This window comes from Streptomyces achromogenes, assembly GCF_030816715.1.
Taxonomy (GTDB): Bacteria; Actinomycetota; Actinomycetes; order Streptomycetales; family Streptomycetaceae; genus Streptomyces; species Streptomyces achromogenes_A.
The window spans coordinates 2,131,229-2,156,202 of record NZ_JAUSYH010000001.1 but is presented as its reverse complement, the minus strand read 5'-3'; the positions used below and the strand labels follow the sequence as shown (position 1 = coordinate 2,156,202).

Sequence of the window (24,974 nt, the reverse complement as noted above, 5' to 3'; positions counted from 1 at the left end):
ATGATGCGTCACGGCGGCATGCGGCCGTACCGGTTTCCCGGTGGGTGGCGGATGTCGCGTAAAAGACCTCGTCGCCGGGGTGTGTAAGTGCCTCACGGATTGTCAGATGTCCATGGCACTATCTGGACATGGACGGGTGGGGACTCGAATTCCGGACGTGGCTTCTGTCGCTCGACGACTCGCACGTACGACGGTTATTGACGCGCCACGTATGCCTGCGCCAGCGAAGGTGCGCGCACCTGAAGGGGGCCGGGGCGGTTCAGCCCGTCACACGCCAGGAGGTGCAGTCCGGGCGGGTCTGGCTGGCCAAGGCCAAGGAGGCCCAGCTGGTTGAGCTCGCGGTGTGCGCCGTCGCGGGGGCGGCGCAGATGCTGCGGTCGGAGTACGGATTCCCGGAACAGGTGCTGGCTGAGCCGTCCGGCAGTCAGCTCATCAAGATGTTCGAAGTGCTCGATCCCGAGTTCGCACGGTGTGCCGCCTACGGCCTGCTGCATCCACGCCTCGCTGAGATGCCTGCTGCGATCCTCGCCGAACGGAACCCCGAATCGCTCTTCCGCGCCGCGGATCGTGAACCGCCGCGCGACGCGCGGGAGATCGGCCCCGCGCTGTGCGTCACCCTCGCCCGTAACGAGCACGACGAGAAAGGCGAAACCGCCACGATGACGTCGCCAGGGGACCAGAGCTCCAACTCCACAGAGGAAGAGCAGCCGGGAGGCATGCGCAGCGCCGCGAACCGACTGCGCTCAACCGGCGCCGAACTGGCGCGGGCGCTGCGGGAGACGGCGCAGCGGGTCGAGGAGGGGCGTCTGTACGAGGAGGGCGCGTGGACGCCCGGCGAGCTCGCCCAGTGGCGGGAACAGCGGTCCCTGCTGGCCGAGCGGGTGGCCGGGGCCGGTGCGACGTGGCCCTCTGAATCCGGCTTTGCCGAGCTGGAGGCCGAACTCGGACGCCTGGACGCCGAGGCGTACGAGGAGCGCGAGCGCCGGCTCGACGACCTGCGGCGACAGGCCGAACAGCTGAAGTCGATGATCGCCGGCGCCGCGGACGACATCGTCGCCGATCACCTGGGACAGGCCTTGGGCCGGCTGTCGGCACAGCTCGCCGACCTGGAGTCGGCCGGCCGGGACGCCGGGAGCCACTCTGCGGAACCTGAGCTTGCGGAAGACGTCCTCGCCCCACAAGCCGTGGACGAGCCCGAAGCCTTTGCGGCCGGACGCGCCGTTGCCGAGGCCGAGAAGCCGAGCGGCAGAGATTCGGCCACTCCGACTGCGGGTGAGCCGGCTCCCTCGACCATGGAGTCGAACGCCTTCTCCGTACCGGAAATGTCGGAGCACCCGCAGGCAGCGGTGCTGACGGAGGACCCAGCGGCCGCGGGGCCGTCGCGGTCCGCGCCGGCCGTGGTGCCGTCGGAGGCCGAACAGTGCACGGGGCCCAGCCACCCCGCACTCATACCTGCCGCGTTGCTCTCGGATCCCGCGCAGGCGGCCGTACCGCCGGCACCCGCACCGGCGAAGTCCGCCGAGGTTTCGGGGACCCGGCACAGTCACGGGTCCGCCGGCCGGCCGGCGGGCGTGGTGGCCGACACGGAGTCCGCCGAAGTCGGCAGGGGGCCTGCCCTCACGGATGCGAAGCCCGCCGCGGTCGAAGGAGGGCCGGGCGTAGCCGTCCCGGCCCTCGCCGCGGGCGACACGGACCCCGCCGTGGACGAGGCCCTGTCCGCTCCGGAGGACGACGCCGACCCCTGGCCTGTCGGTATGGAGCATGCCGACTGGGCTCCCGCTGCTCCTTGGGAGACCGGGCAGATCCCACCCGTGGCTCAGCTCGTCGCGGCAGGGCGCCTGCCACACGCCTATTGGATGACGGCCGCCTCGCGGGAGCCTGAGATGCGTGCGCAGGTTCTGGCCTTCGCAGCTGCGGCCTTCAGCAGCTTCGGAAGCGACGAGGCCACCCAGGTTCAGATCGACCACGACATCACGCCCGAGCGCGTCGCGGACGACCGAGAGGCCGCCCTCGTGGCCACCACGGCTGCGCTCAGGGCCGGACTGAGCGCCGGCTGGCCGCACGCCCTCATCAGCGACTTCACCCCGCCGCCGGGACTGTCCGCGCCTTGGCAGCAGCTACTGACCGTACTGGTGGCGGCCGTTCGTGACGCCAAGAAGTTCACGCCGGGCGCCATCGAGGACCTCGCAGCCCCCGGCGACGCGCAGACTCTCGAGGAGTTCGGGGAATCCGCGCGTGTGTTGCTGGAGGACCTGCCGCGCCGGAAGATCAAGTATCAGCGGGCTTCGCGTGTGCTGAAGTACCTCGCCGGGCCTTCGGGCGCACTGCACCAGGCGCTCAGGACGGTCCTGGACTGGGTGCAGGGCGGCGATGCCTCGAGGCTGACCCCGCTGAGCGAGAACCTGCGACGGCCGGAGTACGTCGACCGGCTCATCGAGGAGGCGGACAGCCGTTTCCGTACGCCGAAGCAGGCGAAGGAGTCGATCCATTCCGGCGCCCTGCGCCAGCTTCACGCGGCCGTACGCTCGGTGAGCGAGCTGCTGGCCAAGGCCGATGCCGTGGCCGGAGCGATCCGCAACCGCGAGACGGCGAAGGGAACCGAACTGCCGCAGCTGGCGGCAGTCATCAGCGAGCTGGAGGCGTATGAGCCCCCGCCCGGGGTGGGGGGAGCCTCACTGGGGCTGCTGCGGAGCTGGCTCGTAGGCCAGTTCGTCGCCGACACGGCGGCACCGCCCGCCTCGGCGGAGGACCGGCAGCTGAGCCATCGCACCCCCTCCGCCGACTTCCTGCTCCTCGCGCCGTACATCCCAAGGGACACCGACGGGCGGCCTGACCTGCGGGACCCGCGAACCCCGCGCTCGATGGCCGCCCTGCTGGCCCCCGAGTCCCCGGACGTCGCGCTCGGCCTGTATCTGGAGTCGGGGGACCTGAACCTCGCCCGTGCCCTGATCGCGTGGACCGAGCGGAGTCACACCCACGGAACGGACCTCCCGGAGGACTGGGGCGAACTGGCGAGCCGGCGCTGCAGGGAGGCCGAGAAGGCATGGCGGCACCGTACGGCCGAACGTCACCGCGAGGCCGCAGGTCTGCTGGCCCAGATCCGTACCCTCAACCTGATGTCGCCCGACGTCGAGCGGGAGTTCACCGGAAGGCTCCAGGAGTTCGCTGACGGGGACGACGCGGGGCGTTACCGGCACGCGCTTACCCGGCTGGTTCAACTCGTGCGGGATCTTACCGCTCTGGTCGAGGCCTCCACCGAGCGGCTGCGCCAGGATCTGGACCGTCTCCGTCTGGACCCGGAGCGGCCCCTTGCGGAACGCGACCACAACCGCATCCGCGACCTGATCGAAGAGGGCGACACCGTCACGGCGCAGGAGTTCCTGGCTCTGGCCGGCGGCGGGGACGAGCTCCCCGACCGTTCCGAGGACGACGGCGCCGAACTCGTCGAGTTCGTCGCAGGCCTGGTCGGCCCGGGCGTCCCTCAGCCGGGCGGCGATGGCGTCCACGCTTCCTGGTGGGTACGGCGCTACGGCTCCGGCGAACGGCTGACCCAGGCCGAGAAGCAGGCGCTCGACTCCTGGCAGGCGCTGTGCACCAAGTACGGCCGCAGCAGCGAGTGGCAGCAGCACATTCCGCGTGTCCTTCGTCTGCTGGGACTCGAACCGACGGGGCAGCTCAACTCCGACCGGCCCGGCCAGGGCATCAGGCGGCTCAAGGTCCGCGCCACCGTCGCTGAGGGCGCTGGTTACGTGGCGGCGCTCGGCTCCCGGGCTACTTCGTACACGATCCTGCTGGTCTGGGAGGAACAGCGGGCCGGTGGACCGCTGGCCCATTTGGAGGACGCGGACGTCGACGCGAACATAGTGCTGTACCTCCACCCCCTCGGTCTTGCCAGTCGGCACGCGCTCGCCGACGCGGCCTCCGGCCGGGCCCAGCAGGCGCTGGTCATCGACCCGGCGGTCTTCGGGTGGATGGTCGCCCGCGCGCCCCGGTCCTTCCGTTCGCTGCAACGGGTGACGCTGCCGTGGACGTCGTACAACCCGTACACGCCGTTCGTCGCCGGCCTGGTGCCCCCGGAAGTCTTCTTCGGGCGGGACGACGAGATGCGCGAGGTGATGGACGCCAACGGTGGACTCTTCCTCTACGGGGGACGCCAGTTGGGCAAGTCCGCGCTGCTGCAGCGGGTGGCCGAACTGTTTCCCAGCCGTTCGGAGTCCAATGTCGCCGTCTACCTCGACCTGCTCAAGGCCGAGATCGGTCAGGCGGAACCGCCCGAGCAGATCTGGGCCCTGCTGGCGGAAGGGCTCAAGCGGCGTCATGTCTTCGACGCCAAGACGTCCGAGCGCGGCGGCCCGGACGTGGTCGCCAAGCGTATCCGTGACTGGCTCGACGAGGACGACTCACGCCGGCTGCTGATCCTCGCAGACGAGGCGGACGCCTTCCTGACGGCCGACTCCCGCCGGGTCTTCCGCGCGGGCGGCGAGTCGACCTTCCAGAACGTGAAGCGGTTCCAGCAGCTCATGGAGCAGACGAACCGCCGCCTGAAGGTAGTCTTCGCCGGTCTGCACCAGGTCCAACGGTTCGGCGACCTGTCGAACGTCTCCACCGCCCACGGCGGCCCGGACGTCCTGGTGGGCCCCCTCAAGTCGCACGCCGCGGTGCGGCTGGTCACCGAACCCATGGCCGCGCTGGGCTTCGTCTTCGACCGCCCCGAGCTGGTCTGGCGGATCCTCGCCATCACCAACTACCAGGCCAACCTGGTGCAGATCTTCTGCAGCGAACTCGTCCGCACCCTCCAAGGCCGCTCGCGGCCGCAGCCGGGATGGCCCACGCGGATCACCGAGGAGGACGTCCAGGGCGTCGCCGCCTCCGAGACGGTACGGCGGCGGCTCGCGGAGCGGCTGCGCTTCACCATCAACCTGGAGGACCGCTACCGGGTCCTCACTCTGGTCATCGCCCTGCGCAGCATCGCCGACGGCTACCAGGGCGACTACACGGCGGAACAACTGCTCGACCTGGCCCGGGAGGCGTGGCCCGACGGCTTCGACGAACTCGGCGTGAAGCGGGTCGAGATCTACCTCACCGAGATGGTCGGCCTCGGGCTCCTCGTGCAACTCGGCGACCGCTCCCGGTTCGCGGTCCGCAGCCCCAACGTGGTGAACATGCTGGGCACCCGCGAGGAACTTGAACTCGAGCTCAGGGAGAGCGAGTTCAGCCTGCCCTACGACTACGATCCGCGAGCCGCCCGTCGCCTCCTGGGACGTGACACGGGCAATGGCATCCAGCGCTACAGCCCGCTGACCGAGGGACAGTTGCACGAGGCCGCCCAGCCGGGGGTCACCGTGATCGGCACGACGGCCCTGCACCGGCCGCCCTTGATGATCAGGGCGGCCGAAGCGTTCGCGGAGGCTCGCGGGGTGGAGGTGCGCAAGGTCACGGCACCCGACGAACTGCGCCTCGTCCTCAAGGAGGCGTCCCGGCTGCGCCGGAACTACGTCTTGGTCGCCGACCTGTGCGGTCTGGACGCGGCCGAGCTCGGCGCGGCGCTGCAGGCTTGCGTCGAGCACGCGGGACCTGCGGCCGACGTTCGGGTCCGCTCCACCGTGCGCAAACACGCCGGGAACCGTTCCGTGTTCCTGCTGGCCGACGCCGTGCTGGCGGGCAGGCTGGGGGAGGCACGGGAGGGCGCGAGACTTCCTGTGCGCTTCCTGCGTCCCGAGCGGTGGACCGTGGATAGCCTGAGGGCCTGGCCCGAGTGCCCCTTCGTGTCGCGTGTGGAGCGCGGGCGGCTGATGGAGGTCACGGGCGGCTGGGCGCCGTGGGTCGAGCTCGCCATCGCCGAGGTGACGGTCAAGGGTGCCACCCTGGACAGCTCGCTCGACTCGGTGCGACGGGCGATCTCGAAGCCGGGCAACCTGGTCGAGCACTGGCAGCGCTCCGGGCTCGACGCCCAGGACGAGGAGCGCCTTGGCATGTGGAGTTCGTACGTCGACGAGGGCCAGGGGGTCCCGCTCGACGACGTGGCTGCGGCGATCGAGTGCACGCTGAACGAGACGAGACTCTGGCTCGACCGCCTTGATTGGCTCGGGGTGCTGGAGTCGCTGCCCGGCGGCCTGTCCGTGGACCCTGTCACGTTCCAGGCCGCACGCGCCCGTGTCGCCGGGGAGTGACGCGTGGAGCTGAGCGCCCGAACCCTGCTCGAACTGCCGGGGGTACGACGCCAGGTCGACCGGATCACGGCCGATCTGGCGGCCGGGCTGCACTGCCTCTGGCTGCTCCCGGACGACCTGGTCGATGGCGGGTACGCCGAAGAGCTGCACCGGGCCGCGCTGTACTCCTCGCCGGAGCGCCTGGACATTCCCGCCCCGTCCGACGAGGAGACGGCGGCCTCGTCACCGTCACTCGAACCCGGCTCGGTGCCGGCCGGCCGGTCCTGGGACGACCTGCCCGTCCTGGCGGACTACGACGACGGATTCGACATCGGTTGGGCGCCTGAGCTGCCCCGGCAGCGCACCGCACCGCAACAACCCACCGATGTCCCGGAAGGACCCGAGTCCGGTCTGCTCGCCAGACTCGCCAAGGAGCTGTCCGTTACCCCGGGCGAGGCGATCGATACGCTCACCGATCCGGGAGCGCGCTGGCGGCCGGTCATCGGGGTCCGGGCGTGGAAGGAGACGGCGACTGCCGGCGGCCCGGCTGCACCGGAGCGGGACCGTGGCCACGACGTGGCCCGGCTCATCCGTGCGCTCGGCGCCGCCGCCAAACAGGCCGGATTGCCCCCGGAGAACCGGCCACGTCTCCTAGTCACCGCACGCATCGGCGACCTTCCATCGCAGTTGCCCGACGAACTGGAACGCGACCTCGCCTCCTCGGCCGTGCACTGGTGGTGGGACACCCTGGACAGGCTGGACAGTGCCACCGTCGTCGCGGCGGTCGGCGCGCGCGGCGCCCGCCCGGGCAGGCGCCACGGAGAGTTGCTGCGCGACCGCATCCTGCGCGCCGTGCGGGACGAGGTGATCAGCGAGGTCTGCGGACCCGACCTGGTGCTGGGCTGGCGACTGGCCCGACGCTGGGACGGCAGCCAGCGCACGCTTCAGGGCAGCCTTTGGGCCTGCCTCGACGTCGGCGGGGCGGCCCCGGCCGTCCGGCACCAGCCGGTTCACCTGGGCGTCGGCTCGGGCCACCGGCCGCCGGCACGGCTGCGTCCTGTCTGGGCGCGCGGGCTGATCCAGTCCTGGGACGGTCGCGCACGCGTGCACCCGGCGGTCTGGCGCCGGGACGGGAGTGCCCCGGACCAGCTGCGGGTCCTGGTCAGCCAGGCTCAGGCGCGCATCCTCCTGCCGTGGATCGAGGACACCCGCCAGAGACTCGCCCCGCTCGCGCTGGGCGGCGTCACCGGACCGGTGGCGGATCTGGTCGCCCGCTACGTCGGGCGGCTGCCGGCCGAGCATCGCGAGAATCCGGAGGAGGCGTTCCGTACCATTGAGGTAGGGCCCATGCTGACCGCCTGCAGGCAGGGGCATCTGAACCTCGCGCGCGCGGAGCGGCAGCTCCTTGAACAACTGGTCCTGGCCCGGAACGTGCTGTCCCACCGCGGAGTGCTGTTCGACCGCACCCTGCACGCGCTGTGCGACGAGCTGGCCCAAGCGGACCACCGGTGGTCCGGCGACGAGTAGGCGTCGACACGGCGTGCTCGGCGGGTAGGGGACGTGGCCGGTCCTGTAGGGATCCCACAGGACGGGCCGCCTCCCACTGTCGGTGCCCGAATGTCGTCGCGAGGAGGCAGACCGATAGGTTTCGGGGGAAGCCGCCTGCCACCCAGAGTTCGGGCGGGTGCGTCAGACCCCTAGCGAAAGGGTGATCCGTTGAGCCGCTCGGTTCTCGTCACCGGAGGAAACCGGGGCATCGGCCTCGCCATCGCCCGCGCGTTCGCCGACGCCGGCGACAAGGTCGCCATCACCTACCGCACGGGCGAGCCGCCGGCGGCCCTGACGGAATTGGGCTGCCTCGCCGTCAAGTGCGACATCACCGACTCCGAGCAGGTGGAGCAGGCCTACAAGGAGATCGAGGCCGAGCACGGCCCCGTCGAGGTCCTGATCGCCAACGCCGGCGTCACCAAGGACCAGCTGCTGATGCGGATGTCCGAGGAGGACTTCACCTCGGTCGTCGACACCAACCTGACCGGCACCTTCCGCGTGGTCAAGCGCGCCAACCGCGGCATGCTGCGCGCCAAGAAGGGGCGCGTCGTGCTCATCTCCTCGGTGGTCGGACTGTACGGCTCGCCGGGGCAGGCGAACTACGCCGCCTCCAAGGCCGCCCTGGTCGGCTTCGCGCGCTCCCTCGCCCGTGAGCTGGGGTCCCGCAACATCACCTTCAACGTCGTCGCGCCCGGCTTCGTCGACACCGACATGACCAAGGTGCTCAGCGACGAGCAGCGCGCGGGCATCGTCTCGCAGGTCCCGCTCGGCCGGTACGCGCAGCCGCAGGAGATCGCCGCGGCGGTGCGGTTCCTCGCCTCGGACGACGCCTCGTACATCACTGGAGCCGTCATCCCCGTTGACGGCGGACTGGGAATGGGTCACTGATCACCATGAGCGGAATTCTCGAGGGCAAGCGCGTCCTGATCACCGGTGTGCTGATGGAGTCCTCCATCGCCTTCCACACCGCCAAGCTGGCCCAGGAGCAGGGCGCCGAGATCATCCTGACCGCGTTCCCGCGGCCCACGCTGACCGAGCGCATCGCCAAGAAGCTCCCCAAGCCCACCAAGGTCATCGAGCTCGACGTCACCAACGACGAGCACCTCGGCCGTCTCGCGGACATCGTGGGCGAGGAGCTCGGCGGCCTCGACGGCGTCGTGCACTCCATCGGCTTCGCGCCGCAGGACGCCCTCGGCGGCAACTTCCTCAACACGCCGTTCGAGTCGGTCGCCACGGCCATGCACGTCTCGGCGTACTCCCTGAAGTCGCTCACCATGGCCTGCCTGCCGCTGATGCAGAACGGCGGCTCGGTCGTCGGACTCACCTTCGACGCCTCGTTCGCGTGGCCGCAGTACGACTGGATGGGTCCCGCCAAGGCCGCTCTCGAGGCCACCAGCCGCTACATGGCGCGCGACCTGGGCAAGCAGAACATCCGCTGCAACCTGGTCTCCGCAGGCCCGATCGGCTCGATGGCCGCCAAGTCCATCCCGGGCTTCGCCGAGCTGGCGTCCGTCTGGGACGACCGCTCGCCCCTGGAGTGGGACCTCAAGGACCCCGAGCCGGCCGGCCGCGGCGTCGTCGCCCTGCTGAGCGACTGGTTCCCCAAGACGACCGGCGAGATCGTCCACGTGGACGGCGGCCTGCACGCCATCGGAGCCTGATCCCGGGCCTCCCGGTCGGCTTCCCGGCGCCCCGTTCCCCGCATCGCGCGCGGGGGGCGGGGCGTCACTCGTTCGGCGTACCTGTCCGGGCGGCGGAGGACCACGACCGGGCACGCTGGAGTGCGCGCTCCGTACGACGCGCGGTTCCCTCCCCAGCTCGGCCGAGGAGGTATCCCTTGTGCGCCTGTCCCGCAGCCTGGCCCCAGCGACCGTCGTCGCCCTGTGTCTCGTGTTCTCGCTGCCGTACGACGCGTCGCCGCACGCACGCGTGAAGGTGCGCGAAGCCGCCGTGCCGAAGCCGTTCGGCGCGGAGTGCCGCGTCGGCGTCCACGGCTCCCGCGTCGTCGCCCACTGCCACAACCCCTACGCCGACACCGACCGGGTCCGTCTGCACATCGAGTGCGACCGCTGGTGGGACCTCGACACCGACGGCGCCCCCGTCGACGCGGGTCCCGCCCGGACCGTACGGCTCACCGGGCGCTGCTGGAAGGAGGTCCGCTCGGCCTGGGTCAGCCACCAGCGGGTGTGACGGGCGTGACCCCTGCGAGGCGCGGTCAGCCGGGGGGCGAGGTGAACCGGCCGGGCCGGCACGCCAGCGGGTAGCCGGCCGCCTCGACGGCGGCCGCCTCCGCCTCGCCCGCGCGGATCGCGTCCACCAGCCGGGTGTGGTCCATGTACGTCTCCGGCGTGAGCTCGGCGCCCACGTCCTCCCGCAGCCAGTCGCGCAGCACCTCGCCGAGGTCCGCGTACATGGCCGTCATGACGTCGTTGTGGGAGGCCGCCACGACGGCCAGGTGGAAGGTCGTGTCGGCCGTCACGAACGTCTCCGCGTCGCCGGACTCCCACGCTTCCTCGCGCCGCAGCAGGAGCGCGTCCAGCTGCTTGAGGTCCTTCTCGGTGCGCCGTACGGCCGCCAGTTTCGCCGCGCTCGACTCCAGCGTGGCGCGCAGTTCGGCGATGTGCCCGGGGTCGGCGTCGGCGAAGCGGCGGTGCATCACGCCCGCCAGCTCGCTGGTCGCCACGACGTAGGTGCCCGAACCCTGCCGGATGTCCAGCAGCCCGTTGTGCGCCAGCGCCCGGACGGCCTCGCGGACCGTGTTGCGCGCGACGCCCAGCTGCTCGACCAGCTCCGGTTCGGTGGGGATGCGCGCGCCGACCGGCCACTCGCCCGAGGTGATCTGGGCACGCAGTGCGGCGATGACCTGCTCGGACAGCGCCGAGCGACGGGGATGGCTCAGGGGCATGGCACACCTTCGCACGGGCGGGGCGGTCCGGGGACGCCCGGGCATGGACAACCAATCATCCTATGATTCTATGATGGAAGGCATGGCAAGCGAGCAGACACGGCCGACAGCCCCACCGCCCACCCGTGCGCAGCCCACGGACGAGCCGTCGAGCGCCTCCTCGCGCGCGTGGCGGACACGGCTCCTCGTGGTCGGCATCGTGCTCGCCGCCGTCAATCTGCGTCCCGCCATCACCAGCCTCGGCGCGCTCCTCGAAGAGGTCCGCGACGGGCTCGGCATGAGCGGCAGCGTGGCCGGAGTCCTCACCTCCGTGCCCCCGCTCTGCTTCGCCGCCTTCGGCGTCATGGCCCCCCGTCTCGCCCGCCGCTTCGGGGCCGGTGCGGTCGTGTGCGCGGGCATGGCCGCCATCGCCGCCGGACTGCTCGCGCGCCCCTACGTCGGCGGCACCGCCGGCTTCCTCGCCGCCAGCGCCCTCGCCCTCATGGGCATCGCCGTCAGCAACGTCCTGATGCCGGTCATCGTCAAGCGCCGTTTCCCGGACCGGGTCGGCTCCATGACCGGCCTGTACTCGATGGCCCTCGCCCTCGGCACCGCCGTGGCCGCCGCCGTCACGGTGCCCATGACCGGGGCGCTGGGCGGCAGTTGGCAGACCGGCCTCGCGGTGTGGGCGGGCCTGGCGGCGGCGGCCGTCCTGCCGTGGCTGCCACTGGTCCGCGACGGCGACCGCGATCGCGACCACGCCTTCGGCCACGGCCGCGGCACGCTCCCCGGCGGCGCGCGGACGGCTGCGGATCCCGCCCCCGCACCGGCCCCGGCTCCGGAAGGGCAGCAGCCGCCGTCCGGCGAGCACGTGCCGGGTCGGTCCCGGTCCAGGCGGTCGACGGCCGGCAGGGGGTCGTCGGGCGGCCGCTCGTACCGGGGTCTCCCGTCCTCCGGTCTCCCGTCGGCCCGGCCCTCCGCCGCTCCGCTGCGCATCACCCGCAGCCGGACCGCCTGGGCGCTCGCCGTCTTCTTCGGTCTCCAGGCCACCGCCGCCTACATCACCATGGGCTGGATGCCGCAGATCTTCCGGGACGCGGGCGTGCCGGCGAGCACTGCGGGACTGCTGCTCGCCGTCACGATGGCGATGGGCGTGCCGCTGGCCTTCGTCATACCGCGCGTTGCCACCCGGCTGCCGCACCAAGGCCCGATGGTGGTCGCGCTCGGCACCTGCGGTCTCGTCGGATACGCCGGCCTGTACCTGGCTCCCGCCGGCGGCGCCTGGGCCTGGGCCCTGCTGCTCGGCGTCGCCAACTGCGCCTTCCCGCTGGCGCTCACCATGGTCGGGATGCGCGCCAGGACCGGTGCGGGCGTGGCCCAGCTCTCCGCCTTCGCCCAGAGCACCGGCTACCTCATCTCCATCCCGGGTCCGCTGCTGGTCGGAGTGCTCTACCAGCACAGCGGCGGCTGGGGCCTGCCCCTCGCGCTCATGACGGCGCTGATGATCCCGCAGACGGTCGTCGGCGTCCTGGCGGGCCGAGACCGCACGGTGGAGGACGAGGCCGTCCGCTGACCCGGCGGGCCTCCCCGGACCCCCGACGCCACCGCCCGGGCCGCCGGGTGCGAGACTTGCCGCATGCCAGTGCTCGACCCGAACCCGCGCGACGGCCAGAAGAAGATGCTCATCGTCTTCGGCTCGTTCCTCGCCATCTTCGTGATCATCGCCGTCATCGCGACCATCGCCTCCCCCTGACCCCGGGCCTCTCACGTCGGGCTCGCGAGACCTGGCACGCGACGCCGGGTATCCGAGGCCGGGCACGCGAGCCCCGACGTCGGGTGCCTGATGCCGGGTGCCCCGCCGCACCGCCGGGGGTGGGGTTAACCCCCCTGTCCCCTAGGGGGTGAGGGTCAGGGTCAAGTGGGTGGGTCACCGGATGGGTTGACAGCGCTCGTTTCCGTAACTTCGAACTGTGACCGCGCGACGCGGATCACCGGCCACGGCCTGCGGACGACTCGAAGACAGCGGAGGCACCCATGTCGGCCCCTACGCACTCCCGGCCCCACCCGGCCGCCTCGGGCGGCGTCGTCAACCTGCTGCCCTGGTGGGCGCTGGCCCTCCCGACGCTGGCCTTCATCACCCTGCTGGTGCTGATACTGAACCCGGTCGACGCCCACGCCGCGGGCGGCGACCCGGCGATCACTCATCTCGTCGAGCGCGTCCAGCAGCTCATCGCCCGCTAGGGCGGCTCGGGACCGCTGGTGGGACCGCATGTCAACTCCCTGCGCCCCGTGGCCTGTTTCATGCGAAGCTGGGAGTCATGAGCGTCGCAGAACCCCGCAGGATCGTCCTCTTCCGCCATGCGAAAGCCGACTGGCCGCAGGTGATCGACCACGAGCGTCCGCTCGCTGAGCGGGGCCGGAAGGACGCCGCCGTCGCCGGACGCAAGCTGGCCGACACCGGTATCCCCATCGACCTGGCCCTGTGCTCCACCGCGCTCCGCACCCGGGAGACGTGGAAGCTCGCCGTCCAGGAGTTTCCGCACCGGCCGAAAACCGTCTATGAGGAGCGGATCTACGAAGCCTCGCCGGGCGAGCTGATCGCCCTGCTCAACGAAACCCCCGACGACGTGCGCGCCCTCGTCCTCATCGGCCACAACCCCGGAATCCAGGGGCTTGCCGACGTCCTGTCCGGCCAGGTGAACGGCGACGCGGGGGAGCGCATGCACAGCCGGGGCTTCCCGGCCGCCGCCTTCGCCGTCATCTCCTTCGACGGCTCCTGGAAGTCGCTGGAGCCGGGCGTCGCCACGCTGCTCGACTACTGGGCCCCCTCCGAGTAACCCACCCGGCACGCAGGAGGGCCCGGCGCCGTCGCAGCGCCGGGCCCTCCCACGTTCGTCCGCGATCAGGATTCGAACGGATGTGCCCTGGCGAGCGCGGGCTACCTTAGGGCCTCCCGTAGGGCTACCTCCCGTCGGGCTACTTCTCGTCCTGCGTCTCGGCGGCCTCGACCTCTTCGCGCGTGATGCCGAGCAGATACAGGACGGTGTCCAGGAACGGCACGTTCACCGCCGTGTGCGCCGCCTCGCGCACCACCGGCTTCGCGTTGAAGGCGACGCCCAGCCCGGCTGCGTTCAGCATGTCCAGGTCGTTGGCGCCGTCGCCGATCGCCACGGTCTGCGAGAGCGGCACACCGGCCTCGGCGGCGAACCGGCGCAACAGCCGTGCCTTGCCCGCGCGGTCCACGATCTCGCCGGTCACCCGGCCGGTCAGCTTCCCGTCGACGATCTCCAGCGTGTTGGCCTGGGCGAAGTCCAGCCCGAGCCGGTCCTGCAGATCGTCCGTGACCTGGGTGAATCCGCCGGACACGACGCCCACCTGGTAGCCGAGCCGCTTCAGCGTCCGGATCAGCGTCCGCGCGCCCGGGGTCAGCCGCACCTCGGCGCGCACCTTGTCCACGACGGAGACGTCCAGCCCCTCCAGCAGCGCCACGCGCGCGTGCAGCGACTGCTCGAAGTCGAGCTCCCCGCGCATCGCCGCCGCCGTCACCGCGGCGACCTCGTCCTCGCAGCCGGCGTGCGCGGCGAAGAGCTCGATCACCTCGTCCTGGATGAGCGTGGAGTCGACGTCCATGACGACGAGCCGCTGGGCCCGCCGGTACAGACCGGCGTCCACCACGGCCACGTCCACGCCGAGTGCCGCCGCGTCCGTGACCAGCGCGGTGCGCAGCGGCCCGGCCGCCACGCCGGAGACGGCGAACTCGACGGCGGTGACCGGGTACTTGGCGAGCCGGAAGATACGGTCGATGTTGCCGCCGGCCTTCGTGATCTTCGCGGCGATCGACGCCGTGGCCTCCGCGGTGAGCGGGTGCCCGAGCACGGTGACCAACGACCGGCCGATACCGCGAGGACGGTTGTCGCCGGTGCCGGAGATGATCTCGGCCTGCATCTTCATCGACTCGGCCCAGCTGTGCACGGTCGACCGCAGGTCCCCCTCGAGGCCGGCCGACGGCTCGGTCACGAGCGCGCACAGCACCATCCGGCCTCGCGTGACGACCTGCTCGATGTCGACCACGTCGACGGAGTAGGCGGCGAGGGTGTCGAAGAGGCCGGCCGTGATGCCCGGCCGGTCCTTGCCGAAGATCTTGACAAGAAGCGTGGGCACGTCAGAGGACGAAGTCTGCAAAGCGCTCATGGTGTACCCACCGTATCCGGCACCCAGTGCCGCTCGCCGCTCAGGTCCGCCTGACGGACAGCGAACAGCTCGCGTCCCCCGTGCGACGCCCACCCCGACCAACGGTGACGCTCCGCCCGCCCCATGCGGCCCATCCCGCTCCCGCCGCTCCGCCCCGACGCGCCCTCGGCCACCGTGGACGCGGGCCACCCCGCCCCGCCGCGTCGGCCCCGACCGCGCCCTCTCGGCCACCGTGGACGGTCCCCCTTCCTCACCGGGGCCCGCGCGGTGTCCTCGGCCCTCCAGGCCCTCCAGGCCCTCGAGGGCGTCCAGGCCTCCGAGGCGGCGGAGGCGGTGGGGGCGGTGGGGGCGGCGGGGGAGGCGGCGGGCCCTCCTCCGGTTCCGTCGGCGGGCGCTCGCCCGGGCGCGGGCCGGGCCGTGGGCCCGCCGGCCGTCGGGGAGAGCGGGGCGAGGGCCCCAGGGGGCGGACGACGGTCGGGGCGCCGTAGACGTCGTCCGGCCCCGGCGGCGGTTCGTCCCGCCGCGAGCTCCCGCTCGGCCTCGGCGGTTCGGCCCCGCTCTTCCGGGTGGCCCCCGGCCGCGCGTCCTCCGGCTCGCTCACCTCCTGCGGGTCCCTCAACTCCTTCGGAACGCGCAGGTAGGGGTTGGTCGCCGGGTTCGGCGGCCGGTACGACACGCTCGGCGCGTACGGTCCGGCCAGGTCACCCGCGTCCCCCGGAGCCCCGCGGTCCGGGCCGGCCCCGTGCGCCGTCGGCCGGGTGCGCCCCGCGTCACCCCGTGCCGCCTCCGCCGCCCGCCGCCCCGCGGCCCCGGTGAACCGGGCCAGCAGCGCACCGGCGGCGCCGGCCCCCGCGCCCCACGCTCCGCCCAGCAGCAGTGCCGTGCCGGGCCGCCCGTGCAGCTGGACACCGGCCCCGAACGCGTCGAACCCCAGCACGGAGAGCGAGGCGTTCACGGACACCTCCGTCAGCCGGACGAGCAGGAGCAACGCCAGGGCCGCCACGACCCCCAGCCGCAGGGCGCACCGCCCCACGAACCTGCCCACGCCGACCTGCCCCGCCCCCGCGCCGCCCGCCCCCGCGCCGCCCGCCCCCACCACGCCCGCTCCGCCCACCACGCCCGCCGCACCCACGACACCCACCGGCGTCCGCACGGCGGTCAGCACCCCCGCCAGCAGCATCATCAGTGCCGTGGCCACTCCCAGCAGCCACACCCGTCCGTCCAGCTCCGCGAGGCGGCCCAGGGTCACCGGCTGCTCGGTGCCGACGCGCAGGAGGTCGTCCAGGGGGTGCGGGAGCAGGTTCGTCAGCGCACCCGTGGCCCGGCCGTCCCACGGGACGAACAGGCCGAGCGGCACGCCCAGCCAGACCCCGTTCGGCGCGCCGAGCAGAGCCGCACCCGCGATCCGCCGGGGGTGGTCGTCGCCGATCGCCGCGTACGCCGCCGCGGCGAACCCGGCCGCCACGGCCACCAGCAGCACGGTGACGACGGCCGACGCCGCAGGCCGCACCGCCCGGTGCACCGGCTCCCAGCCCCGCGGCAACGGCGTCCGGCGCGAGGCCAGCAGAGCGATCAGCAGGACGCCGAGCGCCCACCCGAGACCGCCGAGCAGCGTCGGTACCGTGTCCACGCTGAAACCGACCGCGGCCCGCGCGTCGACCAGATCCCCGAGCCGGTCCGGCAGCAGACCGCTGATGTCCCCGAGCCCCGGGATCTCCAGGCCGCCACCCCCCCTGCCGCCGGGAAGGTCGTCCAGGCCCAGCGAACCCCCGTCGAACGTGATGACGTCGTGCCCCGCCCAGGCGAGTCCGCCGAGCATCGCCACGAAGAGCGCGACCACCGAGCCCACGCGCGCGAGGAGTTCGGCCGGGGCGACCACCGCTCCGGCCGTGCGCAGGGACCGCAGGAAGACCCACGACAACAGCAGCGCGCCCACCAGGCCCACCCCCAATGGCGTGATCTCGATGGCCGTGGCCGTCTGCGCGCCGGTGAGACCGAAAGCGGACACATCGCCCGACGGAGTCACCGAACCGCCGGCGCCCAGGACCACCACCGCGGCCGTCATCGGGCCCAACGACCCGGCGGAGTCCGCCTCCAGCAGACGCAGCCCGAGCGCCGCCGTGCCCGCCATCCCGATCAACGCCCAGCTCACCGCGGCGATCGCGGCCAGCGACACGTCCAGCCACGGCACGCCCTGGGCGGCCACCGCCTTCCCACGGCCGTCGACATCCGTGCCGGCACCCATGCAGACCCCCCGATCCGCAGCGCGGGGCGGCGAAGACCGCCGCTTCCGTCCCCCTCGCGTGCGTTTACCACTCTCCGGCCCGTTTTCCACCCCGTCAACGTCAACGGCCGATGCGCCCGCGCACGCTCTTCACAAGGCCCGACTTTCGGTCAGGGGGCCGCTACTGAAATAGTTCCCCCCGATGTTCGACATCCCTAGACTCCCCGTTGATGGGGCTACTCGGGGGACAACTCAGTGGGGCTGGAGTGCCGGAACTCGTACTGGAATTGAACGGACGCACCTGGACGCTCGATCCGTCCAGGTCTTACACCCTCGGACGGGATCCGCAGGGGGACATCGTCCTGGAGGACGCCAGGGTCTCCTGGCGTCACGCCACGGTCAGCTTCAACGGCCGCAGTTGGGTCGTCGAGGACCACGGCAGCACCAACGGCACGTTCGCGCAGGGGCAGCGGATCCACCAGCTGGAGATCGGCTCCGGCTCGGCGTTCCACCTGGGCAACGCGACCGACGGGCCGCGCGTGAACCTCTCGGGGGCGCAGGCGCCCGCCGCGCAGCCCCAACAGCAGCCGTACGCCGCGCAGGGGGCGAATCCGGGCTGGGCCCAGCAGTCGCCGCCGCAGGCGGGCTGGCCGCCGCCGCAGCAGGCCGCGCCGCAGGTCCCGCAGCAGCAGGGGGCCGGCGAGCCCCACATGCGGCAGGTGCCCGGTGGTGGCGCGGGGGCGCCGCCGGTCTACGGCGACCGCAGCCCCACCACGTTCCACCAGTTCTCCCTCGGCCGGGTGATGCGCATCGGCCGTGCGCTGGAGAACGAGCTGGTCGTCTCCGACCTCCAGGTCTCGCGTCACCACGCCGAGTTCCACTCGACGCCCGACGGCCGCATGGAGATCCGCGACCTCGGCTCGCACAACGGCACCTACGTCAACGGCCAGCCGATCCCCAAGGGCGGCTCGGTCCAGCTCGGTCCGACCGACGTCGTCGGCGTCGGCCACTCGACGTTCCGGATCATCGCCGACCGGCTCGAGGAGTTCGTCGACACCGGTGAGGTCTCCTTCTCCGCCCGCCACCTGACCGTCACGGTCGACGGCGGCAAGCAGATCCTCAAGGACGTCTCCTTCGGCGTCCCGGAGAAGTCGCTGATCGCGGTCATCGGACCGTCCGGTTCCGGCAAGTCGACGCTGCTCAAGGCGCTGACCGGCTACCGGCCCGCCAACCAGGGCGACGTCCTCTACGACAACCGCAACCTCTACAAGCAGTTCGCCGAGCTGCGCCAGCGCATCGGTCTGGTCCCGCAGGACGACATCCTGCACAAGGAACTGACCGTCAAGAAGGCCCTCAAGTACGCGGCCAAGCTCCGCTTCCCGGCCGACACCACGCCCGCCGAGCGCGAGTCCCGCATCGACGAGGTGCTGCGCGAGCTGAAGCTGGACATCCACAAGGAGAAGAAGGTCACCTCCCTCTCCGGCGGCCAGCGCAAGCGCGTCTCGGTGGCCCTGGAGCTGCTCACCAAGCCGTCGCTGATCTTCCTGGACGAGCCGACCTCCGGCCTCGACCCGGGCATGGACCGCGACGTCATGCAGCTGCTGCGCGGCCTCGCCGACGACGGCCGCACGGTCCTCGTCGTCACGCACTCGGTGGCCGAACTCGCGATCTGCGACAAGCTGCTCGTGATGGCGCCGGGCGGAGCGGTCGCCTACTTCGGACCGCCCGAGGAGGCGCTGAACTTCTTCGGCTACGACACCTGGGCCGACGTCTTCTCCGCCTTCGAGAACTACCGCGACTACGACTGGGCGGGCCGCTGGAAGGGCTCGCAGCACTACCAGATGTACGCCGCCGACATCGACGCCATCGCGCCGCAGTCCGTACAGATGCCGCCGATGCAGGCGATGAAGCCGCCGAAGCCGCAGGGGTGGATGTCCCAGTTCGTCACCCTGGTGCGCCGCTACGCGTCGGTGATCGCCTCCGACAAGGGCTTCCTGGCCCTGACGGTGATCCTGCCGGCCGTCCTCGGCGCGGTGAGCCTGCTCATCGACTCCGGCAACAGCCTGCTGCCCAACGCGGTGAACCCCAAGACCGGCCGCATCATCCCCAACGGCACGGCCACCACCGTCCTGTTGATCCTCGCGGTCGGGGCCTGCTTCGCCGGCGCGGCCAACTCGGTCCGCGAACTCATCAAGGAACGGGTCATCTACGAGCGGGAACGCGCCACCGGCCTGTCCCGCTCCGCGTACCTGATGTCCAAGGTGTTCGTGCTCGGCGTGGTCACGCTGCTCCAGGGCCTGATGGTCGGCGTCATCGGCTTCGCGAGCCGGGAGATCCCCAAGGAGGGCCTGGTCCTCGGCACCGCCACCATGTTCGAGCTCTCCATCCCGATCATGGCGCTGGGCTTCACGTCGATGATGTTCGGGCTGGTCATCTCGTCGCTGGTGAAGACGGCCGAGAAGACCATGCCGCTGCTGGTGATGTTCGCGATCATCCAGGTCGTCTTCACCGGCTGCCTGTTCACCCTGAACGGCGCGGTCGGCGTCAACGAGTTCTCGTACCTGATGCCCTCGCGCTGGGCCGTCGCCGCCGCGGGCGCCACGCTGGACTTCAACAAGATCAGCCCGCCCAAGGACGGCGGCGGGACGGACCCGCTCTGGGAGCACACCGTCGGGGCCTGGAGCCTGGACATGGCGGCGCTCGTCGTCCTCGGTGTGATCTGCGGCTTCTTCGTGGCCCGCTTCCTGCGCCGCCACGAGCCCGAGGTCATGCGCAAGTAGGTCTCCCGCACCGGTTCGGTGCACGCACACGCCGAAGGGCGGCACCCCTGTGTTGAGGGTGCCGCCCTTCGGCGTGCGGGGGTCTCAGTACGCGCTGTCGACGTTGTCGATCGTGCCGTACTTGTCGGCCGCGTAGTTGGCGGCGGCCGTGATGTTGGCGACCGGGTCGTAGATGTTCCACGAGGTGCCGGCGACGTGGTACGCCTTGAAGGTCGGCGGGATCACCTGGAGCAGGCCCTTGGACGGGATGCCGTTGATGGCGTTGATGTCCCAGTTGTTGATCGCGTTCGGGTTGCCCGAGGACTCCCGGATGATGTTGCGGTGCAGCCCGTTGTAGGAACCCGGGATGCCCTTGGACTTCATGATGTCCAGGGAGTGCTTGATCCAGCCGTCGAGGTTGTTGGCGTACCGCTTGACGGACGCCTTCTTGATCGCGGCGCGCTTGGCGGACCGGCTCGCGGCCTCCTTGGCCTTGTGCGCGGCGGCGGCCTTGCGCTTGGCGGCCGCAGCGGCTGCGGCCTTCTTCTTGGCGGCTGCGGCCTTCGCCGCGGCCTTCTTCTTGGCTGCCTCGGCGGCTGCGGCCTTCTTCTTGGCCGCCGCGATGGCGTCGGCCTTCACACTCTTGGCGGCCAGCTGGTCGGTCACGTCGGCCTTGACGTCCTGCACGGGCTTGGAGCTGTAGGCGACCCGGGCCGTGGACACGGCGTCCGTAGTGGTCGTCTGCGCGTCGGCCGGCACCACGGAGAAGGCGAGGGCGGCTGCACCGAGCGTGGCGGCACCGGCGATCGCGATCTTGTGAGTGTTCTTGGGCATGCGGAAGGACCTCTTCGAATAGCGCGGAGGTCGCTCTCTTCGTCCGACGGCCGGACAGGGTGCTTGAGGCACGAGCACCGCGGGGCGAACCCACGGCGCTGAGCGACGAGAGCAATTCTTAGCGGCCGCAAAATGCCCAGGCAAAGGTGTGACGTACGATCCCCGATAGTGGAGCAGGGAAGGGCAAATCGGGACAGATAGAACCATCTGCCCCGTTCATCGGGTGTCCCTTTGTCTCCTAATGTCCCTAGTACGTGATGTGGACCCTATGTGCGGGCTCACATGGCCCGCAGATCGTTCTCACAGTTGGTTGCCGAAGCAATGCTCTGTGTCAGTGCTCCCCATCCCGTGCCCCACGCCCCGCTTCCGGTGCCCTGCTCCCCGTCCCCCTGCTCCCCGTCCCCGTGCCCCCGTGGCCCCTGCCCCGCGCCCGCGCTCCGGTCAGCGCACCGGGCCGGCGCTCTCCGCGGGCAGGACGAGGTGCACGTCCCCGAACTCGTGCCACAGATAGAGCCCGCGCAGCGCCGCGTCGTAGCCGCGGTCGAGCGCCGCGGACCCCGCCACCGCCTCCAGCATCAGCAGATGCGACGCCTGCGGCTCGTGCAGCCCGGTCAGCAGACCGTCCACCGCCCGCACCCCGCGCTCGGGAGTGACGACCAGATCCGTCCACCCCGCACGTGCGCGGACCACCCCGTCGGCCCCGGCCGCCGACTCCACCGCACGCACGGCGGTCGTCCCCACCGCGATCACCCGCCCGCCCCCGGCCCGCACCGCGTTGACCAGCCGCGCCGACGCCCGCGGTACCGCGAACCGCTCCGGGTACGGCGGCTCGTGCGCCTCCGCCGACGACACCCCGGTGTGCAGGACGACCGGCGCGAACTGCACGCCCCGGCTCACCAGCTCCGCCACCAGCCCCGCCGTGAAGGGCCGCGCCGCGCTCGGCATCTCCGCGCTGCCCGCACCGTCCGGCGAGGGCAGCGCGAACACGGTCTGGTAGGCGGACAGCGGCTGGTCCCGCTCCGTGTAGGCGTAACGGATGGGACGCCCGTGCTCCCGCAGCAGCCCGGGCACCCACGACCCGCCGGGCGACACCCGCGCCCACCACAACCGCCCGCCGCCCGGACTCAGCGGCTCCTCCAGCGTCAGCCGCGCGCCCCCGGGCACCCGGACCTCCGCCCCCGCCGGGCCGCCCGCCCGCGCGCGTGTCGTGCCGGCCCCGTCCGGATCCCGCAGCTCGACGGCCCACCGTCCGTCGTCCCCGCGCGTGGAGAAGTGCACCACCACGCGCGCGTGACCGATCCGCCCGTCCACGGCCGCCGCCAGCGTCGTGGAGGTGTTCACCACGAGCAGGTCCCCGGCCCGCAGCACCCCCGGCAGCTCCCGGAACGCGTGATGCGTCACCTCCGCCCCCCGCGACACCAGCAGCCTTACGTCGTCCCGGCCACGCCCCGGCCCGCGCTGCTCGGGCGGCACCCGCGCCGACAGCTCCTCGGGCACCCGCCCCAACCTCCGGACGTGCCGGTACGGGGCGGCCCCCGCCGCAGGCCTCATCGCCGTACCCCCAGGAGTGCCGACGCGCCGTACCGCCCGCTGGCCGGCCGCTCGTCCAGCAGCCGCACGAAGGCCGGCGCCACCTCGCCCGGATCCGGCCGCGGATCACCGTCGTCCGGGACGGCCGCCGCGTACAGATCCGTCGCCATGTCCCCGGGATCCACCGCCCACACCGCGATCCCCGGCTCCTCGACCCCGAGCACCGCCGCGAGCTGGTCCAGGGCCGCCTTGGACGCCCCGTACCCGCCCCACGTCCCGTACGCCTCGGCCGCCGCGTCCGAGCTGACGGTGATCACCGCGCCGGCCCTCGCCCCGCGCAGCAGCGGCAGGGCCTCCTGCACCAGCCCCAGCGCCGCCACCACGTTCACCTCCAGCGCCCGCCGCAGCCCGTCCAGAGGCAGCCTCTCCAGCCGCACCAGCGGCTCGGCCCCCAGCGCGCTCGCGTTGTTCACCAGCAGGTCGCAGCCGCCCAGCCGCCCGGCGGCTGCCACCAGCTCCCCCCGGTGGACCGGATCCGTGACGTCCCCCGTGATCGCCTCGACCCGCGTCCCGTATGACGCCACGGCCGCCGCCGTCTCCTTCAGCGCCTCCGCCGTCCTGGCGTCCAGCACCAGATCCCAGCCCCGCGCGGCGAGCGCCCGCGCGAGCGCCCGGCCCAGCCCCTTCGAAGCCCCCGTGATGATCGCTACCGGCATGACAACCGTCCCCTCGTCCGACCGCCTCACCCGGCGGTGAGCCCACCGTAGGAACGGGCCGGCGGCTCCCGCGTCGGACGCGGGGCGCAGGCGGCCGGGTCCCTTCGACGTACGCCCGCTCGCCCGCTCGCCCGGTCCCCGGACCTCGGCCGCCGTACCGAGGACCTCCGTCCTAGGTCTCCCGCCCGGGGCCGCGGCCGCCACAGGTCCGATCCGCGCTGTCGGACCCCGCCGGTACCGTGAGGGCATGAGTCAAGGCCCCCGGTCCGGCCTCGCCGCCGTGAGCTCCGCGCTGCTGGCCATGAGCAGGCACCTCGAGGTACGCGACGTCCTCAAGACGATCGTGGCCTCCGCCCGCGAGCTGCTCGGCGCCCAGTACGCGGCCCTCGGCGTCCCCGACGACCACGGAGGCTTCGCCCAGTTCGTCGTCGACGGCGTCAGCGACGAGCAGTGGAAGGCCATCGGTCCGCTGCCCCGCCAGCACGGCATCCTGGCGGCCATGCTGCGCGAGGCCCGCCCCGAGCGCCTCGCCGACGTCCGCGAGGACCCGCGCTTCGAGGGCTGGCCCTCCGCCCACCCCGACATGTCGGACTTCCTGGGCCTGCCCGTCCGCGACGGCGACGAGGTCATCGGCGCCCTGTTCCTGGCCAACAAGAACTGCCCCAAGCCCGACGGCGGCTGCGGCTTCACGGAGGACGACGAGGAACTGCTCTCGATCCTCGCCCAGCACGCGGCGATCGCCCTGACCAACGCCCGCCTGTACGAGCGCAGCCGCGAACTGACCATCGCCGAGGAGCGCTCCCGGCTGGCCCACGAGCTGCACGACGCGGTGAGCCAGAAACTGTTCTCCCTGCGCCTGACGGCCCAGGCCGCCGCGGCCCTCGTCGACCGCGACCCCGCGCGCGCGAAGGGGGAGCTGCACCAGGTCGCCGCGCTCGCCGCCGAGGCCGCCGACGAGCTGCGCGCCGCCGTGGTGGAACTGCGCCCGGCCGCCCTCGACGAGGACGGCCTCGTCGCCACCCTGCGCACCCAGATCCAGGTCCTCGACCGCGCCCACTCCGCGCGCGTGACCTTCACCGGCCACGGCGTCCGCGCCCTGCCCGCCGCCCAGGAGGAGGCGCTGCTGCGGGTCGCCCAGGAGGCCCTGCACAACGCCCTGCGCCACTCCGGCGCGGAACACGTCGACGTGACCCTCGGCAAGCGCGGCCCGGACACGGTCCTGCGCGTCACCGACGACGGCGGGGGCTTCGACCCGACGACGGTCCGCCGGGCCGGCCGCCATCTCGGACTCGTGTCCATGCGCGACCGCGCGAGCGGGGTCGGGGGCACGCTCACGGTGGTATCGGCGCCCGGCGAGGGCACCACGATCGAGATGGAGGCCCCCGGTGGCTGACGCAATCAAGGTGCTGCTCGTCGACGACCACCAGGTCGTCCGCCGGGGTCTGCGCACCTTCCTGGAGGTGCAGGACGACATAGAGGTCGTCGGCGAGGCCGCCGACGGCGCGGACGGAGTCGCCCTCACCGAGGAGCTGAGACCCGACGTCGTGCTGATGGACGTCAAGATGCCCGGGATGGACGGCGTCGAGGCGCTGCGCAGGCTCCGCGATCTGGGCAACCCCGCGCGCGTGCTGATCGTCACCAGCTTCACCGAGCGGCGCACGGTGGTCCCGGCCCTGCGCGCGGGCGCCGCCGGATACGTCTACAAGGACGTGGACCCCGACGCCCTGGCCGGCGCCATCCGCTCGGTGCACGCCGGCCACATCCTGCTCCAGCCGGAGGTGGCCGACGCACTCCTCTCGCAGGAGGAGAACGGCTCGGGCCAGGGGAGGGGCGGCTCGCTCACCGAACGCGAACGCCAGGTGCTCGGCCTGATCGCGGACGGCCGCTCCAACCGGGAGATCGCCCGCGCACTGGTGCTCTCCGAGAAGACCGTCAAGACGCACGTCTCCAACATCCTGATGAAGCTCGACCTGGCGGACCGCACCCAGGCCGCGCTGTGGGCCGTACGCCACGGAGTGGCCGGCTGAGGCCCCGGCCGGCGATGCGGAGGGTTAACTTCCGATCCGAGATTCATACCGTCGTGGGAATGTCCCCCGGATGGCGTATCCCCGGGGGGCTTCCCGCCGTTCTCCCGTGCGT

18 protein-coding genes are annotated in these 24,974 nt (G+C 72.2%); 12 read left to right on the top strand and 6 right to left on the bottom strand.

Annotated features, from left to right (window positions below; all coding sequences use genetic code 11):
* Positions 1-281 precede the first annotated feature (281 nt).
* The 5 genes from QF032_RS09735 to QF032_RS09715 all read left to right on the top strand — a co-directional run bounded on the left by QF032_RS09735 (position 282) and on the right by QF032_RS09715 (position 9,887).
* Complete coding sequence (locus QF032_RS09735) at positions 282-6,170, top strand: hypothetical protein (protein ID WP_307055756.1); 5,889 nt, start codon at positions 282-284, stop codon at positions 6,168-6,170.
* A 3-nt stretch (positions 6,171-6,173) separates the two neighbouring features.
* On the top strand, positions 6,174-7,676 hold the full coding sequence (locus tag QF032_RS09730; protein WP_307055755.1) for a hypothetical protein: 1,503 nt from the start codon (positions 6,174-6,176) through the stop codon (positions 7,674-7,676).
* A gap of 189 nt (positions 7,677-7,865) precedes the next feature.
* Positions 7,866-8,585 carry a 3-oxoacyl-[acyl-carrier-protein] reductase gene (gene fabG / locus QF032_RS09725; protein WP_306953517.1) on the top strand — a complete coding sequence of 240 codons (720 nt, stop codon included), beginning with the start codon at positions 7,866-7,868 and terminating at the stop codon, positions 8,583-8,585.
* 5 nt (positions 8,586-8,590) lie between these two features.
* Entirely contained in the window at positions 8,591-9,358 is a 768-nt protein-coding gene (gene fabI / locus QF032_RS09720) for an enoyl-ACP reductase FabI (RefSeq protein ID WP_306953518.1), read from the top strand.
* Between the two features lie 178 nt (positions 9,359-9,536).
* Positions 9,537-9,887: a hypothetical protein gene (locus QF032_RS09715; protein WP_307041566.1), complete on the top strand. Its 351-nt coding sequence runs from the start codon at positions 9,537-9,539 to the stop codon at positions 9,885-9,887.
* Between the two features lie 25 nt (positions 9,888-9,912).
* On the opposite strand, the gene QF032_RS09710 is transcribed toward QF032_RS09715, so the two are convergent.
* A complete protein-coding gene (locus tag QF032_RS09710) occupies positions 9,913-10,602 on the bottom strand; it encodes a FadR/GntR family transcriptional regulator (protein ID WP_307055753.1) in 690 nt (229 codons plus the stop codon).
* Between the two features lie 70 nt (positions 10,603-10,672).
* Between QF032_RS09710 and QF032_RS09705 the strand changes: the two genes are divergently transcribed.
* The 4 genes from QF032_RS09705 (at position 10,673) to QF032_RS09690 (ending at position 13,418) form a co-directional block, all read left to right on the top strand.
* Positions 10,673-12,154, top strand: a complete 1,482-nt coding sequence (locus tag QF032_RS09705; protein WP_307055751.1) for a CynX/NimT family MFS transporter — start codon at positions 10,673-10,675, stop codon at positions 12,152-12,154.
* A 63-nt stretch (positions 12,155-12,217) separates the two neighbouring features.
* Positions 12,218-12,334 (top strand): SGM_5486 family transporter-associated protein, encoded by a 117-nt coding sequence (locus tag QF032_RS09700; RefSeq protein ID WP_306953524.1) that lies wholly within the window; start codon positions 12,218-12,220, stop codon positions 12,332-12,334.
* Between the two features lie 281 nt (positions 12,335-12,615).
* Positions 12,616-12,822: a hypothetical protein gene (locus tag QF032_RS09695; protein WP_307055750.1), complete on the top strand. Its 207-nt coding sequence runs from the start codon at positions 12,616-12,618 to the stop codon at positions 12,820-12,822.
* A 77-nt stretch (positions 12,823-12,899) separates the two neighbouring features.
* The gene (locus QF032_RS09690; RefSeq protein ID WP_307055748.1) at positions 12,900-13,418 is read left to right on the top strand and encodes a SixA phosphatase family protein; all 519 of its coding nucleotides are present in this window, start codon (positions 12,900-12,902) and stop codon (positions 13,416-13,418) included.
* A 139-nt stretch (positions 13,419-13,557) separates the two neighbouring features.
* Here the strand turns inward: QF032_RS09690 and serB are convergent, their stop codons facing one another.
* Positions 13,558-14,772, bottom strand: a complete 1,215-nt coding sequence (gene serB / locus QF032_RS09685) for a phosphoserine phosphatase SerB (RefSeq protein WP_306953530.1) — start codon at positions 14,770-14,772, stop codon at positions 13,558-13,560.
* A gap of 250 nt (positions 14,773-15,022) precedes the next feature.
* Entirely contained in the window at positions 15,023-17,017 is a 1,995-nt protein-coding gene (locus tag QF032_RS09680) for a streptophobe family protein (protein ID WP_307055746.1), read from the bottom strand.
* A gap of 245 nt (positions 17,018-17,262) precedes the next feature.
* On the opposite strand from QF032_RS09680, the gene QF032_RS09675 reads away from it, so the two are divergent.
* Positions 17,263-19,776, top strand: a complete 2,514-nt coding sequence (locus QF032_RS09675) for an ABC transporter ATP-binding protein/permease (protein WP_307055744.1) — start codon at positions 17,263-17,265, stop codon at positions 19,774-19,776.
* Positions 19,777-19,860: 84 nt separating this feature from the next.
* Here QF032_RS09675 and QF032_RS09670 read toward each other — a convergent pair whose 3' ends face one another.
* From QF032_RS09670 to QF032_RS09660, 3 genes are all read right to left on the bottom strand, one after another.
* Complete coding sequence (locus QF032_RS09670; protein WP_307041553.1) at positions 19,861-20,589, bottom strand: transglycosylase SLT domain-containing protein; 729 nt, start codon at positions 20,587-20,589, stop codon at positions 19,861-19,863.
* Positions 20,590-21,030: 441 nt separating this feature from the next.
* Positions 21,031-22,140 carry an S-adenosylmethionine:tRNA ribosyltransferase-isomerase gene (locus QF032_RS09665; protein WP_307055742.1) on the bottom strand — a complete coding sequence of 370 codons (1,110 nt, stop codon included), beginning with the start codon at positions 22,138-22,140 and terminating at the stop codon, positions 21,031-21,033.
* Entirely contained in the window at positions 22,137-22,835 is a 699-nt protein-coding gene (locus QF032_RS09660) for an SDR family NAD(P)-dependent oxidoreductase (protein WP_307055740.1), read from the bottom strand. Before QF032_RS09660 ends, QF032_RS09665 begins: the two co-directional genes overlap by 4 nt.
* A 247-nt stretch (positions 22,836-23,082) precedes the next feature.
* On the opposite strand from QF032_RS09660, the gene QF032_RS09655 reads away from it, so the two are divergent.
* Both QF032_RS09655 and QF032_RS09650 read left to right on the top strand, forming a co-directional pair.
* Complete coding sequence (locus QF032_RS09655; RefSeq protein WP_307055738.1) at positions 23,083-24,228, top strand: GAF domain-containing sensor histidine kinase; 1,146 nt, start codon at positions 23,083-23,085, stop codon at positions 24,226-24,228.
* The gene (locus tag QF032_RS09650) at positions 24,221-24,862 is read left to right on the top strand and encodes a response regulator (RefSeq protein ID WP_307041548.1); all 642 of its coding nucleotides are present in this window, start codon (positions 24,221-24,223) and stop codon (positions 24,860-24,862) included. Before QF032_RS09655 ends, QF032_RS09650 begins: the two co-directional genes overlap by 8 nt.
* Positions 24,863-24,974: the final 112 nt, after the last annotated feature.

Coding starts and splice junctions, on each gene's coding strand:
- QF032_RS09710 (WP_307055753.1), bottom strand. CDS start 10,602: ATGCCCCTGAGCCATCCCCGTCGCTCGGCGCTGTCCGAGCAGGTCATC.
- QF032_RS09695 (WP_307055750.1), top strand. CDS start 12,616: ATGTCGGCCCCTACGCACTCCCGGCCCCACCCGGCCGCCTCGGGCGGC.
- fabI (WP_306953518.1), top strand. CDS start 8,591: ATGAGCGGAATTCTCGAGGGCAAGCGCGTCCTGATCACCGGTGTGCTG.
- QF032_RS09680 (WP_307055746.1), bottom strand. CDS start 17,017: ATGGGTGCCGGCACGGATGTCGACGGCCGTGGGAAGGCGGTGGCCGCC.
- QF032_RS09655 (WP_307055738.1), top strand. CDS start 23,083: ATGAGTCAAGGCCCCCGGTCCGGCCTCGCCGCCGTGAGCTCCGCGCTG.
- serB (WP_306953530.1), bottom strand. CDS start 14,772: ATGAGCGCTTTGCAGACTTCGTCCTCTGACGTGCCCACGCTTCTTGTC.
- QF032_RS09665 (WP_307055742.1), bottom strand. CDS start 22,140: ATGAGGCCTGCGGCGGGGGCCGCCCCGTACCGGCACGTCCGGAGGTTG.
- QF032_RS09705 (WP_307055751.1), top strand. CDS start 10,673: ATGATGGAAGGCATGGCAAGCGAGCAGACACGGCCGACAGCCCCACCG.
- QF032_RS09690 (WP_307055748.1), top strand. CDS start 12,900: ATGAGCGTCGCAGAACCCCGCAGGATCGTCCTCTTCCGCCATGCGAAA.
- QF032_RS09700 (WP_306953524.1), top strand. CDS start 12,218: ATGCCAGTGCTCGACCCGAACCCGCGCGACGGCCAGAAGAAGATGCTC.
- QF032_RS09670 (WP_307041553.1), bottom strand. CDS start 20,589: ATGCCCAAGAACACTCACAAGATCGCGATCGCCGGTGCCGCCACGCTC.
- QF032_RS09660 (WP_307055740.1), bottom strand. CDS start 22,835: ATGCCGGTAGCGATCATCACGGGGGCTTCGAAGGGGCTGGGCCGGGCG.